Source organism: Flagellimonas alvinocaridis (genome assembly GCF_004916895.1).
Lineage (GTDB): Bacteria > Bacteroidota > Bacteroidia > Flavobacteriales > Flavobacteriaceae > Flagellimonas > Flagellimonas alvinocaridis.
This window is the reverse complement of the sequence record NZ_SNTZ01000002.1, coordinates 244,103-259,445: the sequence shown is the minus strand read 5'-3', so window position 1 is coordinate 259,445 and position 15,343 is coordinate 244,103. Positions and strand designations below refer to the sequence as shown.

The following is a 15,343-nucleotide window of genomic DNA, read 5'->3' as shown; positions in this document are numbered from 1 at the left end:
ATTTAGACTTACACTAAAAGTTATGCTATTAGACCAACTCCTCAGAAACAGGATCCAATGATGCCTTGCTGTTCTTTTCGGAATAAAGGTCTTGTAATGCCAAACAAATATTGGGATATTGAAAATCGAACCCTTCATTTTCCATCTTTTTGGAACTCACCCTATGGCTTGCCAATAGAAGATAAGACATTTCACCCAAAAGCATCTTAAGCAATACCTTGGGCACATTTGGAAGCCAAAGTGGATAGTCCAATGCCCGCGCCAACTCCTTGGTCATTTTGGCATTGGTTACCGGATTGGGCGCCACACCATTATACACTCCATTGAGGTTATTCTCCAAGATAAACACAAACATTTGCGCCAAATCATCAATATGTACCCAAGATTGCCATTGATCTCCACTACCCACTGGAGCTCCTGCGTATTTTTTAACAGGTTTGGCCATCTGGGGCAAAGCTCCACCTTGGGTGGACAATACAATCCCGATACGAACTTTTGAAACCTCAATTCCCAAGTTCTTGAATGTATCGGCTTTTGCCTCCCATTTCTGGGCCACCTCACCAACAAAACTATTATCCACCTTAGACTCCTGTTCATTGTAGAATTGCGAAAGGGAATTTGGATATATACCAATGGCAGATGCGGAAATCAATAACTCAATAGTCGATGTATCCTCTTTTTCCAATGCATTGTACAATGTTTGTAGGCTATTGATTCTACTGGAAAGAATCTTCTTTTTGTGTATTGGGGTCCAACGTTTGGCAATACTGGTCCCTGCCAGATTGATTATGGCATCGACTCCCTTAAAACAAGCTGAATCTATTTTGCCTTTACTTGGATTCCAATAAAAACCGTTGTACGTTTCAGACTGTACTATTTTGCGCTTTTGGGTAGTTAAATAGTTGACAGCAATTTCCTTCTCATGCAAAACTTTCACGATTGCTTGTCCAACTAAACCCGTAGCACCTGTAATCAGCACCTTCATACCTCCATTTTTCCACAAATTTACAGGTTTAAAAGACTGTTTATGAGGTATTAATTTAGGTTTAACACAAATAGCCCTACTTTAAGCAAATTTATGATAAACTCTAGCCACGATCTTAACAACTGGTTGACGTCAATTAGATTTTCCTTGCTCTGAGCATTTCGCGTTTTCCGGGTGGGCCGGGCAGCCGCTCTACGGTAAACCCAACAGTTTGCATGGCGCGTCTTACGCTACCTTTGGCGGCGTACGTGACCAGAACACCTCCTTTTTTAAGAGATTCATACATTATCTTAAAAATCTCTTCGGTCCAAAGCTCTGGTTGTACCCTGGCCCCAAACGCATCAAAATAGATAAGGTCGTATTCTTCCTTATCATTTATTTCCTTAAAATCTTTTTGTTGCTTGTTGATCGAAAAACTTTTAGAAATCTGGAGATTTTCCTCCCAAGGGAGCTGATGCATTTTCTCGAACAATTGTTGATGGCCCAAGGCATTCAACCTTGTACCATACCCCAATTCGGCAACTTCTTTTAAGGAAACCGGATAGGCTTCCACACCAACATAATTTATGGTCAAACCTAGTTTTTCGGCTTCCAACAAAGTAATAAAGGCATTCAATCCAGTACCAAAACCAATCTCCAATAAATTGATTTTTGAGTTTTTGAACAACCGCAAACCGTGTTCAATAAAAACGTGATAAGCTTCCTGTACGGCACCATGTTTGGAGTGGTACTGCTCATCCCATTCCTCTATTTGGATGGTCTTTGAGCCATCTCCTGTAGTAATGATCTTTCTTTTCAATCTTATTCTTCAATGAGAACCCCTGCTGCCTCATACCTAAGTATGCGCTTGGGCTCCACGATCTTATCAATTTCTTCTTGCGAAGCACCACTGTCCTTGGCATAATGTTTTTGGTCGTCCACGGACATTTCTTCCAAAAAAGCAATCCCGTCCATGTATACCTTTTTATCCGAAGCATCGGTCGGCACAAAAAAACCATAGTCCTTAAACCGTACGAAGACTTCGTCATCTGTATTGATTTTAACCTTCATCCAACACCCCTTTACTTGGCATACTTCCTTGATCTCACCCACCAATTGGGTTTGGACAGAATCCTTTAGCGATAGGTTTTCAAAAACAGCCCCATTCCTTCCGGGTTTCTCCAAAACAGTGAACTTTTTTCCATAGTATTCTTTCTTGACTTGCTCCTGGGCAAATATCAATTGGGTTGCAAACAATAGCAAAACAGCATAAAAAATGTTAAAAGACCTCATTTTATCCAATATTTGAACCATTCTGAACAAAGAACAGAAATTAGAATTTTGAAACTCCTAAAAGTAACAATAAATAGCTAATTTTAACCTTCCTAATGTTAATGATATGGAAGCTGTAATGAACAATATCTCAGTAGAAAAGGCAAAAACATCCAAAATCCATGAGGTGGATTTTGAAAATCTTTCTTTTGGAAGCATTTACACAGATCACATGTTGGTCTGCGATTACGTTGATGGCGAATGGAAAACTCCAAAAATTGTTCCTTACCAACCCATTACCCTGGATCCTTCAGCAAAGATATTTCACTATGGGCAATCTATTTTTGAAGGTATGAAGGCGTACAAGGACGACAATGAAAAAATATGGTTGTTCCGTCCTTTGGAAAACCATAAACGTTTGAACAAATCCGCAAAGCGATTGGCAATTCCCCAACTTCCCGAGGCTTATTTTATGGAGGGACTTACGGCCTTATTGCAATTGGAAAAAGATTGGGTTCCTACCACTCCGGGCAGTTCCTTATATATTAGACCTTTTATATTTGCTTCTGGCACCGGTTTTCACGCCTCACCTGCCAATGCCTATAAATTCATCATAGCCTGTGCACCCTCCGGAACCTATTTTTCTGGGAGTGTAAAGGTTTTGATTGAGGAAACCTATTCACGAGCCGCAAATGGTGGAGTGGGCTATGCCAAGGCAGGGGGTAACTATGCCGGACAGTTTTACCCGACCCAACTGGCTGCGGAAAAAGGATATCAACAGGTCATCTGGACCGACGACAACACTCACGAATTTATTGAGGAAGCTGGTGCCATGAACGTTTTTGTACGTATTGGAGACACCCTTCTCACAGCCCCTACCAATGACCGTATTCTTGACGGTATTACCCGGAAAAGCATCTTGGACATTGCTAAGGACGAAGGAATAAAAACCGAGGTCAGGAAAGTCTCTGTCCATGAAATAGTGGAAGCTGCCAAAAACGGTTCCTTGAAAGAAATGTTCGGTGCGGGTACGGCTGCAGTGGTTTCACCCATAGGTGCCTTTGGTTATAAGGGAGAAGATTACGAGCTTCCAGAACTAAAGGACAGCTTTGCTTCACGCCTGAAGAAAAGAATAACAGACATTCAATACAATAGAGCCGAAGACAAGTTCGGTTGGCGATATCCAGTTTCATAAGTTAATAAAAAGGGCACCTAAAGGTGCCTTTTTTATTTGTCCATAATGGATTGAATATCTGGTTTAAAATAATTTGGCCCCTTCATCACTTTTCCATCCTCCCTATATATAGGTTTTCCATCCGATCCCAACTTGCTCATGTTACTTCGTTGAATTTCTTCAAAAACCTCTTCAATCTTATATTGCATGCCATGCTCCAAGATGGTTCCGCACAGAATGTAAAGCATGTCTCCCAAGGCATCAGCCACTTCAATTAAATCACCATCATTGGCCGCCTCCAAATACTCTTGGTTCTCCTCATCCATAAGATTAAACCTCAATAAGTTTTTCTCTTTTCCCAAATTTGCCTTTGGCTTGGTTGAAACACCTAGACCAAAAGAATTGTGGAACAACTCCACCGCCTTTATTTTACTTTTCATTATACTCGATTTGATTTAGCTTTGCATAAAAATAAAAAATATGTTCAGCTCAGGACAGTTAATTTTTGCGCTACTTTTTATCATAGCATTTGTGGCAATCATCTCTTTCACATATAGAAAGGACAAAAAATTACATAAGAAAAATTATAAAGGCGTTAAATGGGTGCTGATTTCTTTTATGACTTTTATTGCTATCCTATTCTTGATCAAGAACTTTCTTAAAAATTAACATAAGAATTAGATTCCCCACAAAAAACGAGAGGTTGACAACTTTTATAGCGCTAAATAATCCAAACCTATAGGAAAAAACGTACTTTTGTTTAACAATTGTTTAGCAGAAATAAATGACAACTTTTTTTAGCCTATTTTTTGTTTTGCTCGCAATCAATGGCCTTTTTTTAATTTTCAGTGCCACTAAAAGTAGAAAAGGATTTAAAAAACCGATTCAAAAAATTTCAGAGACCACTATTACAAAGTTCTTCCCCCAAGAGTCTTCTGAAACCGAGTACAAAAAAGCAGTATAGTTTGTACATTTGGGTATGAAACAGGCCATTCTTGTTTTTTTAGGGGGTGGATTTGGCAGCGTTCTTAGGTATGCCATTTCAAAACCCTTGAACCCCTTGTTCCCAAATTTTTTCTTTGGTACTTTTTTGGTAAATATAATTGGTTGCCTCCTTATTGGCCTTATTTTGGGCTTATCCGCCAAAAGCAATCTATTATCCCAAAATTCCACACTATTTTTGGCAACGGGCTTTTGCGGAGGTTTCACTACTTTTTCCGCTTTTGCTTTTGAAAAACACTTTCTTCTCAAGAACAGTGAATTGCTTCATTTTTCCATCTATCTAATTTCCAGCATTGTTATCGGCATTTTTGCCGTTGTCTTAGGATTATGGCTCTCCAAGTTCGGCGAGTAAGTTATAATTCCTGAAACGCCTCTTCATTTTGTTAAATTTTTAACAATTAGTCGCCAGCTCTTTCGTTTGCGCATCAAAATCTTGCGTTTTATCCTTTCTGGAAAAAACATATTCATCAATATTCCATAAAAAACATAATTAAAATAGCATACCCCTAAAATTTTAGGGGGTGATTTTTTATTTTAATAAAAATTGGACCTATACCCCCTAAAGATATATGGTCTTATATGGTTTAACATATATTTGGGAAATCAATTAACCGTATTATTATGAAAAAAGTCGAGGCAATTATTAGAAAATCAAAATTTGATGAGGTGAAAAAAGCCCTACATCAGATTGAGGTCAACTTCTTCAGTTACTGGGATGTGACTGGAGTTGGAAACGAGAAACAGGGACATGTATACCGAGGCATATCCTATAGTACCAGTGATATACAACGAAGGTATCTGGTCATTGTGGTTTCGGATGATTTTTTGGAAAGGACCATTAATGTCCTATTGGATACCGCTAGTACTGGAAACGTAGGTGATGGAAAAATCTTTGTATCAGACATGATAGAAGCTTACAGGATACGAACCAAGGAAAGCGGTAGCGCAGGAATTAACTAAACAAACAGCCAAAAACTCAAAAAAACTTAGATTATGATTGTACAAGGACAAGAAGCAATAGATAAAGCCATTGAAACCATTAATGGTGACATGGGTGCATTATGGATTACCATTGCAGCCATTTTGGTTTTCTTTATGCAGGCAGGATTCACCCTAGTGGAAATTGGATTTACCCGCAGTAAAAACTCGGGCAATATTATAATGAAAAATTTTATGGACCTTTCAATAGGCTCCATTATGTTCTGGGCAGTAGGTTATGCCATTATGTACGGCAGCGACCTTGTAGGCGGAGGCTTTTTTAGATCAAGCCCTTCCGATCAAGGATATTTCTTTTTTAGTGCAACGGATTGGCACAACTTATTCTTCCAAACCGTTTTCTGTGCTACAGCTGCTACCATTGTATCTGGTGCCATAGCCGGTAGGACCAAATTTTCGACCTACCTTATCTTTTCAGCCGTACTCACCACCCTTATCTACCCCATATCCGGTAGCTGGTATTGGCCATTTGATGATGATGCTTGGTTGAACACTGCCGGATTCATCGATTTTGCGGGCTCTTCTGTGGTTCATGCCGTTGGAGGTGCAGCAGCTTTAGTGGCCGCTATTTTGGTAGGTCCCCGAATTGGAAAATACGTAGATGGCAAAGTAAAAGTTATCCCCGGTCACAATATGGCCTTTGGCGCCCTAGGTGTGTTTATTTTATGGTTGGGATGGTTTGGTTTCAACGGTGGTTCCCAATTGGCTTGGGGAGGAGAGAACACTGTTGGTGCAGTCGGCGTTATCATCAACACCAATATTGCTGCAGCCATGGGAGCTATAGCGGCTCTCTTCTTTAGCTGGGCCAGATACGGAAAGGCGGATATCTCCATGACTTTGAACGGTGCTTTGGCCGGTTTGGTAGGCATTACTGCAGGTTGTGGTGCCGTAAACACTTTTGGAGCTCTTTTCATTGGACTTATTTGTGGCATTGTAGTGGTCTCGTCTATTGAATTCATTGACAAGAAATTGAAAATTGATGACCCAGTAGGAGCTATTTCAGTACATGGTGTATGTGGCTTTTTGGGCACAGTACTTATTGGATTCTTTGCCTTGGATGGCGGATTGTTCTATGGAGGCGGTGCCAAACTATTATGGGTGCAAACCTACGGTTCACTGGCATATATCCTTTGGGCTGGAGCAGCATCATTCATTGTACTGTTCATTTTAAAGAAGACCATAGGTCTTAGGGTTTCCGAAAAAGAAGAAATAGAAGGCTTGGACCTTCACGAACACGGAATGGAGGCATACCCGGAACACATTTCCTCCCAAAACAACTAACTAACTAGCTCAAACAAAAAAACGGAGCGTTTGGCAGAACGCTCCGTTACATAATCTTCAAACTAACTCTATTTAAATAACCGTATGCCCCTCGCAAGAAGGGCATCTAAAACGATTCCAAGATGAGAAAGATTACGAATGCAAATTACGTAAAAAAAATCGCTTTTCCAGCACTGGCGCTAATCTCTATGGGTGTGTTTGCCCAAGAAGAAGAAAAGCCGAAATTCAATTTTAGTGGTACTGTTGACGCCTATTATAGATCAAACATTACAGCTCCAAATGGCGAGGAAGCCATTGCCCCAGGTTCATCATTTGCCAATTTGGATGGATTCTCCCTGGGTATGGCCAACGTCATCGCCAACTATGAAGGAGAAAAGGTAGGATTTGTGGCCGATTTGGTCTTTGGACCCAGGGGAACCGATGCTATTTTTGCCTCGCCGATGTATTCCGCCACAGGAGATATCGTCAACCAATTGTATGTATACTGGAATGTCAGCGATGCTGTCACACTTACCTTTGGTAATTTCAACACCTTTTTAGGGTATGAAGTAATTTCTCCTGCTGCCAATTTTAATTACAGTACATCTTATCTATTTTCCTACGGCCCGTTTAGCCATACAGGCTTAAAGGCTGATTTTGATTTGGGAAGTGATTGGTCTGCCATGTTGGCTGTAATGAACCCCACGGATTTGACCGAATTGAATGGAACCGGGGATTACGCTGTTGGAGCCCAGTTGGGATATTCCGGTCAGTTTTTGAATTTCTTGTACAGCCAAGGTGGATTTGAAGTAGACTTCACGGGAGGCTTTGATGTCTCCGAAGAATTCTTTCTGGGTATAAACGCCGCCCACTTTAGTCAAGAAGACGATGGCGGAACTTTTACAGGCGTTGCCCTTTATCCACAATATAAAACCTCGGAAAACTTTTCAATTGGCCTTCGCGGCGAATATTTCATGGAAGGTGATTTCTTTGGCGCAATCGGAGATCAATTTGATGCGGATGGTGATGCCAGTGTGTTTGCCTTAACACTTACAGGGAGTGCCACTGTTGGCGATTTGATACTAAAACCTGAAATTCGTTTGGACAGTGCTTCCGAAGATGTTTTTATAGATAATGACAGAGCCCCTACAGCTAGCTTGGCCTCTGTGCTTTTTGCTGCGATATATTCCTTTTAATCCCAAGGAAAATTATCCAAGAGAAAGCCTTACTCCACTAGGATTAAGGCTTTTTTAGTCTTTATTGAAGTTTTTCACTCCTGCTCTCACCATAGTTCTCAAATAATTTTGCCTTGGCACGAGAGGGCAGGAGTACTTTTTGTTATATACACAATACGGATTGTATGCCTTGTTGAAATCAATCACAAGAGTATCCCCTTCCGGAATGGACAAGTCTATATAACGTCCTCCCCCATAGGTTTCTGCCCCGTTGGTTTCATCTAAAAAAGGGAGGAACAGATAATCTTCATACTCCTCGTCATCCATTAAATCCAGACTTTGGTAGACTTCCAACTGGTGTTCACTTCCATTCAGGGTAAAGTGGGCAATTCCATAAACCACCTCTCGGCTTTTCCTATCTGTGGTGGTGGGCAACAAAAATGGTACGGCGTCGGGAGTCAACACAAACTTTGCCTTGACCACATAGGTAGTGTCAGGCTCAAAAAAATCCAGTCCTTCAAAATCCTTGCGATATCTATCCGGGAGTGGAGAGGTTTCAGGGTCCATAAAACTTTCGTTTGTCTCTTTCTGAAATTTTAATATATCCTCCACCAAAGATGATTTGGAAGATACCTTTTCCTCTTGGTCATGATATTTCTTACCATTGCCACATGACAAAATAATCAACACAACTAGGGTCAACACGTATTTCATTCACTCAATTTTACAACAAAAGTAGTGGAAATCATTCTTAATGGTAACTTAGCGCCACTATGATGAACAAAGTATTCTTTTTAGCCACCTTGGTTTTTCTATCCGCTTGTTCGGAGAAAAAATCAATAGAGGAAATCCAACAGGTAGAACAGCGGATATTACCAACTTTGGACCCTGACCGATACAATGTGGGATTTTTGATCATGGATGGAGTGTACAATACGGAGTTCACGGCGCCTTTCGATATATTTCAGCATACACAGTTCAGAAAAGGGATCAAGGCCATGAACACTTTTTCTGTAGCCAACACTTTGAAACCGATAACCTCGTTCGAGGGCATACGTATACTTCCCGATTTTGACTACACCCAGGACGCATTGCCCAAAATTGATATTTTGGTGGTTCCAAGCGCAGAGCATCACTTGGATACGGACTTGAAAGATACCACAATGCTAAATTTTGTGCGTAAGGTGAGCAAGGTAGCCCTATTTGTGACCTCGCATTGTGATGGAGCCTTTGTATTGGCCAAATCGGGAGTTTTGGATAGTGTGGTTTCCACAACTTTCCCAAGTGATATTGGGAAGTACAGGGAAATGTTCCCCCATCTCAATGTCAAGGATAGCGTTTTGTTTGTCCATGATGGAAAGTTCATTACCTCGGCAGGTGGGGCAAAAAGTTTTGAAGCGGCTCTCTACCTATGCGAATTTCTATATGGAAAGGAAATTGCCGAATCCATAGCAGGCGGGTTGGTCATTGATTGGAAACTTGACGATGTTCCAAAACTTATTCTTCCTCAATAATATCGTAAAGGGCGTCTTTTAGATATTTGGAGACCAAGGTGTTAAACTCAGGGGTTATCCTTAATAGGGCCGTATGCTCCAATCCATACAACTTCTCTTTATCCTTGAATCCTTTTTTCAAAGCCTCCTCCAAGTAGAAGAGAGAAGTCCCAAAATCCTCGTTCTTAGCGCTTAAGGAAATAGTCTTGAGGTAAAATTCGAAGTTATTGGGTTCCGTGATCGTTTTTAGCATATATAAAAAAGCAAGGGCATCTTGGTCTACAACATCATTCGTCTGGACCATTTCAATGTTGTCTGCTGCCAATGCATTCACAAAACCCAACAAACGGTTTCCCATTTCCACGTCGTAGGGGTTGGAACTTGTGATAAACTTGTTTATCTCGGTCATTTGATAGTTCCACCAACCCAAATTCTTAAAATTATGGGTAAGCAAATCCTCTTCCATATAATACTGATAGTCTTCCTTTAAAAGTGTTTCCTTCAAAAAAGCGGCATTTTCGGCACGTCTCATGGCCCTAAACTGCTTATTCTTTCTTAGTTCCTTTTGTACTTTCCGAAGTGAATCCAAATTTTTCAGCGCCCCGTACATGCCCATCATTTCACCTAAATACTGCTCGGCCACAAGAAAGTTTCCAGAGTTTTTAAGACTGTTTATCTTCTCCAAATCTTCTTGAAAAGCTGCTTCCACATAAGCAGAATCCCTGGGTATCCATTTTCTTCCCATGGCCTGCAGAGTGAACAACTGCATTCCTTTTTTCAGGTATTCTTTTTCTGGCCAATCGCTTTTTTCTTCGAACAACAATATATGGTTGGGAAATTTATAGGCGTCCAATATTTTCTCATCCGACAATAGTGTTGGGTAATTAAAATGGTTCTTGTTGACCATCCCAATGAAATGGAAGGGTTCCTTTATATTTAGTAAGTCTGTATTGGCGAGTGATGCGCTTATGGAAATCACCCCCTTTACTTGTTTGATAAAAGTGGGCACCAAACTGGCAAAACGTCCTCCAGAATCTGTACCTGCCGCATACAATCTCCCATTTTGAATAGGCAACATGCCTGTTATACTTTCCAGTGAACCTGCCGTTGCCAACATATTATTGGTCAATGAAATACTATCTAACACCCTAGGCGCAGCCAAGACATAGCCTTCCTCTTCAGCGGATGATAAAAACATGGACATGGCTTGTTTTTCTTTACCTTCCAAATTGAATACCATCAACAAAGGCCATTGCTTGTCTGTAGTAAAATATGTGGGAAGATAGAGCGAAAAAGTACTTGAAATGGAATCGTTTGCCGGGATTGACTCAATGATTTCCCCCTTTTTTAAGGTTATGGTTTGGGCTGAAAGAGAGGTCAGCAGAATACCTGAGAGAAAAAGTAATAAGTATGGTTTTTTCATAGTTCTATTGCAACAAAAATCTAGCCAAAAAAGGTTAAGAACTCCAATTACCCATGCATTAATCGGAATTTACTTGATCAACTTGCCATTCTTTATTGGGGCATGGGCCACAACATTACTTAATACTATATGGGTTCTACATTCTCCGTACACAATAAGTTCGTCAATAAATTTTTCCAAATGGGCCTGGTCCCGAAGCACCACTTCCATGATAATGTTCTCGTTCCCGGTAATCCGATAACAGTTTACCACCTCTTGAAATGACTTCACCTTGTCCAAAAAAGGCTTCAGTTTTCCCATAAAGGCCCTCAACATAATAATTGCCTTAAGCTGATGACCCGCCAAAACGTAAGAGATATTGGCACCATAGCCCTCAATGATTCCCAAGTCCTCCATCTTTTTTACACGCTCTGCAACCGCCGGCGGTGTAAGACCAACTTTACGCCCAATATTGGCAAAAGATTCCCTGGCATTTCGCTGCAAATACCCCAAGATTTGCCAATTAAGTTCATCGACCTTCATATGTAAAGAAAAATAGCTTTCAAAATTTATATTTAAAGGTAAAATAACTTTTTCTCTTTTGAAAACAAAGTAACAATTTTTAATTCGTGCGTAATTTTATAGGACAAAATTGCTATGAAAACATGGAGAAGAGTTCTCTAAATTCACTGGTTGTCTACCGTAATTCTTTGGCTTTGCGAGATTTGAGCGAAGCTGTGGCTTCGTATTTTTCCTATAATAAGGAAATTCTATCGTTGCGTAAGATCGATAATTTTCGGGATGACATTTCCCAATCCCTTAAAAACGATGCACTGCTCATTACCAAAGAAGTGGAGCAAGCTGCTTTGAGCAATTCCTATTCCGTTCGGATGCGAAGTCTTAGCTACATCAACATTATGACCCGCAATATTTTAGCCTATTGCAATGGTTTGGAACGTGATGGTGTAAAGGAAAAGGAATATCTAAACCTGCTTCGGAAGGAAATTAAAATTTTTAGGGTTTCCTTTAAAAAGTGGCGAAAGTCTTTTCACAATAGAAACGACTAGTTTTCCCTTTTTACATATTACGTCGGTATTGTCCTCCCACTTGAAACAAGGCTTTTGTGATTTGCCCCAAAGAACAGTATTTGGTGACTTCCATTAGTTTTTCAAAAATATTTCCATTTTGAACTGCGACCTGTTGTAGCACCAACAAATGCTTTTCTGCCGCACCACGTTCCCTTGTGTGGAGGTTGTTCAAAGTATCAATTTGGTTTTTCTTCTCTTCTTCCGTTGCCCTAATCACTTCAGCCGGTAAAATGGTGGGGGATCCCTTAGAACTTAAAAAAGTATTCACCCCAATAATGGGATATTCCCCGGAATGTTTCAAGGTTTCATAATGAAGACTTTCCTCTTGAATCTTGGAACGTTGGTACATGGTCTCCATGGCGCCCAATACTCCGCCCCGTTCCGTAATTCTATCAAACTCCAACAATACTGCCTCTTCCACTAAATCTGTCAACTCCTCGATGATGAAAGACCCTTGAAGTGGATTCTCATTTTTGGCCAATCCCAATTCCTTATTGATGATCAATTGTATGGCCATGGCCCTTCGGACAGATTCTTCGGTAGGAGTGGTTATGGCTTCATCATAGGCGTTGGTATGCAAAGAATTACAATTGTCATAAATGGCGTAGAGCGCTTGCAGCGTAGTTCTAATATCGTTGAAATCAATTTCTTGGGCATGCAAGCTCCTTCCCGAAGTTTGTATATGGTACTTCAACATTTGGGCCCTAGGGTTGGCCCCATATTTTTCCTTGAGTGCCTTGGCCCAAATCCTTCGGGCCACCCTTCCTATCACAGCATATTCGGGATCCACCCCATTGGAAAAGAAAAACGATAGATTGGGACCAAACTTATCAATGTCCATTCCCCTGCTCAAATAATATTCCACATAAGTGAACCCATTGGAGAGGGTAAAAGCCAATTGTGTGATGGGATTGGCACCGGCCTCGGCTATATGGTATCCTGAAATAGAGACCGAGTAAAAATTACGCACTTGATGGTCAATGAAATATTCCTGCACATCCCCCATCAACCTCAGGGCAAATTCGGTTGAAAAAATACAGGTATTCTGCGCTTGGTCCTCCTTTAAAATATCTGCCTGTACCGTTCCCCTAACTTGGCTCAGGGTATCCTTCTTGATTTTTTCATACACCTCTTTGGGCAACACCTGATCTCCAGTGACCCCTAAAAGCATCAACCCCAACCCGCTGTTCCCTTCGGGAAGGTCTCCCAAGTACGTGGGACGGGCTGTTTCTTTCTTTTTGAAGATGTCCTCAATCTTCTTCTCTACCTCTTTTTCGAGTCCTTTTTCCTTGATGTACTTCTCACAGTTTTGATCAATGGCAGCATTCATGAAAAAGCCCAATAACATCGGAGCCGGCCCATTGATGGTCATACTCACAGAAGTCATGGGATTGCTCAAATCAAACCCGGAATAGAGTTTCTTGGCATCATCTAAACAACAAATGGACACTCCGGCATTGCCAATTTTCCCATAAATATCTGGCCTGTGGTCAGGATCATTTCCATACAATGTCACAGAATCAAAAGCTGTGGAGAGACGCTTTGCAGGCATATCCAAACTTACATAATGGAACCTTCTGTTGGTACGTTCCGGGCCACCTTCCCCTGCAAACATTCTTGTAGGGTCCTCCCCTTCCCGCTTGAAAGGATACAGTCCAGCAGTATATGGAAACTCTCCTGGCACGTTCTCTTGCAAAATCCAACTGAGAATATCACCCCATGCCTTGTATTTGGGCAAGGCCACTTTTGGGATTTGACTATGGGAAAGTGATTGGGTATGGGTTTTTATCTTCACCTCTCTATTCCGCACTTTAAAGGAGTAGACCTCGGATTTATATTGGGCAACCGTATCCCGCCATTTTAAAATCGATTCCCAATGCTGTGGCAGGAGGTGCATCTTCACCTTATCAAACTCTTTGATCAATATATTCAATAAGCTCTTTTCATCGGCACTTGTTAAATGGGAAAGAACATTATCCTCATTAAGACCTGATTTACCCAAAAAAAGTTCCTCGGCTTTACTTTGGTCCATATCCAAAATACTGGCCAAGGTGAGAAAAATACCGTACAGCTTTTGGGCGACCTTGGCTTGATTGATTGCCTTAAGATCATAAGACCTATTATTCTCGGATATTTCTGAGAGGTACCGGGTGCGGGATGGTGGAATTACATATATTTTTTCGGCCATTTCTTGGGTCACCTCAAAATTTGAAACCAATTTGGAACCTGCCTTTTCCACCAAAGTATCCATAACCTTTTTGTAAAGATTGTTCATCCCAGGATCATTGAATTGCGAAGCAATGGTCCCAAAAATGGGAAGGTTCTCTTCCTTGGCATGCCATAGCCTATGGTTTCGCGCGTATTGCTTTTTTACGTCGCGAAGGGCATCCAAAGCTCCCCTTTTATCGAACTTATTTATGGCCACCACATCCGCAAAGTCCAACATATCTATCTTCTCCAACTGGGTAGCAGCTCCAAATTCCGGAGTCATCACATAAAGAGACACATCGCTATGTTCCAAAATCTCGGTATCTGACTGACCTATTCCGGAGGTTTCCAAAACAATTAAATCATACTTTGCGGCCTTAAGAACCTGAACGGCTTCCGATACATGTTTGGAAAGGGCCAAATTCGACTGTCTGGTGGCCAACGACCGCATATATACCCGTTCGTTATTTATGGCGTTCATCCGGATCCTATCCCCCAAAAGTGCTCCACCGGTTTTTCGTTTGGATGGGTCCACAGAAATAATGCCCACATGCTTCTCGGGAAAATCCGTCAAAAAGCGGCGGACCAGCTCGTCTACCAAACTGGATTTCCCAGCACCTCCTGTTCCAGTTATTCCCAAAACGGGGACTTGTGTAGCTCCGTCCAGTATTTCATCTTTATATTTTTCAAACTCGTCATGTCTGTTTTCTGCCAAGGAAATCAATCTAGCAATTGAATTGACATCTTTCCCTTCCAGTACTTTTCCGACCTTTTTCCCTTTGGGAAGTATTAAATCCGGGACTTGGGCATCGCAGCGCTGCACCAAATCATTGATCATCCCCTGCAATCCCATATGGCGACCATCATCAGGTGAATAGATGCGCTCTATTCCATAGGTCATTAATTCTTTTATTTCCTCGGGAAGTATCACACCTCCACCACCTCCAAAAATCTTGATATGGCCAGCCCCCCTTTCCTGGAGCAAATCAAACATATATCTGAAGTACTCATTATGCCCACCTTGATATGAAGTCATGGCGATGGCATTGGCATCTTCCTGAATGGCACAATCTACCACTTCGGCCACACTTCTATCATGCCCCAAGTGAATCACCTCGACACCAGTGGATTGGATAATACGCCTCATGATATTAATGGCTGCATCATGCCCATCAAAAAGCGAAGCTGCAGTTACAATCCTGATTTTATTTTTAGGCGAATAGGGTTTGATTTGTTCCATTATCAATAAAAGGTCTTTTTCCGCCATGCAATTTACAGAAAATGCAAATCAAAATCGATTTCACTTAGA

The 15,343-nt window shown here is 41.2% G+C and carries 15 protein-coding genes; 7 read left to right on the top strand and 8 right to left on the bottom strand.

Annotated features, from left to right (window positions below; genetic code table 11):
- Positions 1-28 precede the first annotated feature (28 nt).
- The 3 genes from EZV76_RS06465 to EZV76_RS06455 form a co-directional block, all read right to left on the bottom strand.
- Complete coding sequence (locus EZV76_RS06465; RefSeq protein WP_136565780.1) at positions 29-985, bottom strand: TIGR01777 family oxidoreductase; 957 nt, start codon at positions 983-985, stop codon at positions 29-31.
- Between the two features lie 136 nt (positions 986-1,121).
- Complete coding sequence (mnmC2, locus tag EZV76_RS06460) at positions 1,122-1,784, bottom strand: tRNA (5-methylaminomethyl-2-thiouridine)(34)-methyltransferase MnmC2 (protein ID WP_136565779.1); 663 nt, start codon at positions 1,782-1,784, stop codon at positions 1,122-1,124.
- A gap of 2 nt (positions 1,785-1,786) precedes the next feature.
- Complete coding sequence (locus tag EZV76_RS06455; protein ID WP_136565778.1) at positions 1,787-2,257, bottom strand: DUF4920 domain-containing protein; 471 nt, start codon at positions 2,255-2,257, stop codon at positions 1,787-1,789.
- 106 nt (positions 2,258-2,363) lie between these two features.
- Between EZV76_RS06455 and EZV76_RS06450 the strand changes: the two genes are divergently transcribed.
- Positions 2,364-3,431: a branched-chain amino acid aminotransferase gene (locus EZV76_RS06450; RefSeq protein WP_136565777.1), complete on the top strand. Its 1,068-nt coding sequence runs from the start codon at positions 2,364-2,366 to the stop codon at positions 3,429-3,431.
- Positions 3,432-3,463: 32 nt separating this feature from the next.
- Here the strand turns inward: EZV76_RS06450 and EZV76_RS06445 are convergent, their stop codons facing one another.
- Entirely contained in the window at positions 3,464-3,850 is a 387-nt protein-coding gene (locus tag EZV76_RS06445) for a pyrophosphohydrolase domain-containing protein (RefSeq protein ID WP_136565776.1), read from the bottom strand.
- Between the two features lie 539 nt (positions 3,851-4,389).
- On the opposite strand from EZV76_RS06445, the gene crcB reads away from it, so the two are divergent.
- The 4 genes from crcB to EZV76_RS06415 all read left to right on the top strand — a co-directional run bounded on the left by crcB (position 4,390) and on the right by EZV76_RS06415 (position 7,864).
- Entirely contained in the window at positions 4,390-4,764 is a 375-nt protein-coding gene (gene crcB / locus EZV76_RS06430; protein WP_136565773.1) for a fluoride efflux transporter CrcB, read from the top strand.
- A 269-nt stretch (positions 4,765-5,033) separates the two neighbouring features.
- Positions 5,034-5,372: a P-II family nitrogen regulator gene (locus EZV76_RS06425; RefSeq protein WP_072877242.1), complete on the top strand. Its 339-nt coding sequence runs from the start codon at positions 5,034-5,036 to the stop codon at positions 5,370-5,372.
- 33 nt (positions 5,373-5,405) lie between these two features.
- Positions 5,406-6,689: an ammonium transporter gene (locus EZV76_RS06420; RefSeq protein WP_136565772.1), complete on the top strand. Its 1,284-nt coding sequence runs from the start codon at positions 5,406-5,408 to the stop codon at positions 6,687-6,689.
- 122 nt (positions 6,690-6,811) lie between these two features.
- Positions 6,812-7,864, top strand: a complete 1,053-nt coding sequence (locus EZV76_RS06415; protein ID WP_136565771.1) for an outer membrane beta-barrel protein — start codon at positions 6,812-6,814, stop codon at positions 7,862-7,864.
- Between the two features lie 54 nt (positions 7,865-7,918).
- Here the strand turns inward: EZV76_RS06415 and EZV76_RS06410 are convergent, their stop codons facing one another.
- Complete coding sequence (locus EZV76_RS06410; RefSeq protein WP_136565770.1) at positions 7,919-8,557, bottom strand: DUF1684 domain-containing protein; 639 nt, start codon at positions 8,555-8,557, stop codon at positions 7,919-7,921.
- Positions 8,558-8,616: 59 nt separating this feature from the next.
- Between EZV76_RS06410 and EZV76_RS06405 the strand changes: the two genes are divergently transcribed.
- Complete coding sequence (locus EZV76_RS06405) at positions 8,617-9,357, top strand: DJ-1/PfpI family protein (RefSeq protein WP_136565769.1); 741 nt, start codon at positions 8,617-8,619, stop codon at positions 9,355-9,357.
- Here the strand turns inward: EZV76_RS06405 and EZV76_RS06400 are convergent.
- Both EZV76_RS06400 and EZV76_RS06395 read right to left on the bottom strand, forming a co-directional pair.
- Complete coding sequence (locus EZV76_RS06400; protein ID WP_136565768.1) at positions 9,341-10,759, bottom strand: alpha/beta hydrolase; 1,419 nt, start codon at positions 10,757-10,759, stop codon at positions 9,341-9,343. The two genes, EZV76_RS06405 and EZV76_RS06400, sit on opposite strands and share 17 nt — an antisense overlap.
- A gap of 69 nt (positions 10,760-10,828) precedes the next feature.
- Positions 10,829-11,281 (bottom strand): Lrp/AsnC family transcriptional regulator, encoded by a 453-nt coding sequence (locus EZV76_RS06395; protein WP_136565767.1) that lies wholly within the window; start codon positions 11,279-11,281, stop codon positions 10,829-10,831.
- 122 nt (positions 11,282-11,403) lie between these two features.
- Between EZV76_RS06395 and EZV76_RS06390 the strand changes: the two genes are divergently transcribed.
- Positions 11,404-11,805 (top strand): hypothetical protein, encoded by a 402-nt coding sequence (locus tag EZV76_RS06390; RefSeq protein WP_136565766.1) that lies wholly within the window; start codon positions 11,404-11,406, stop codon positions 11,803-11,805.
- A gap of 10 nt (positions 11,806-11,815) precedes the next feature.
- Here the strand turns inward: EZV76_RS06390 and EZV76_RS06385 are convergent, their stop codons facing one another.
- Positions 11,816-15,274 carry a methylmalonyl-CoA mutase family protein gene (locus EZV76_RS06385; RefSeq protein ID WP_136565765.1) on the bottom strand — a complete coding sequence of 1,153 codons (3,459 nt, stop codon included), beginning with the start codon at positions 15,272-15,274 and terminating at the stop codon, positions 11,816-11,818.
- Between the last annotated feature and the right edge of the window lie 69 nt (positions 15,275-15,343).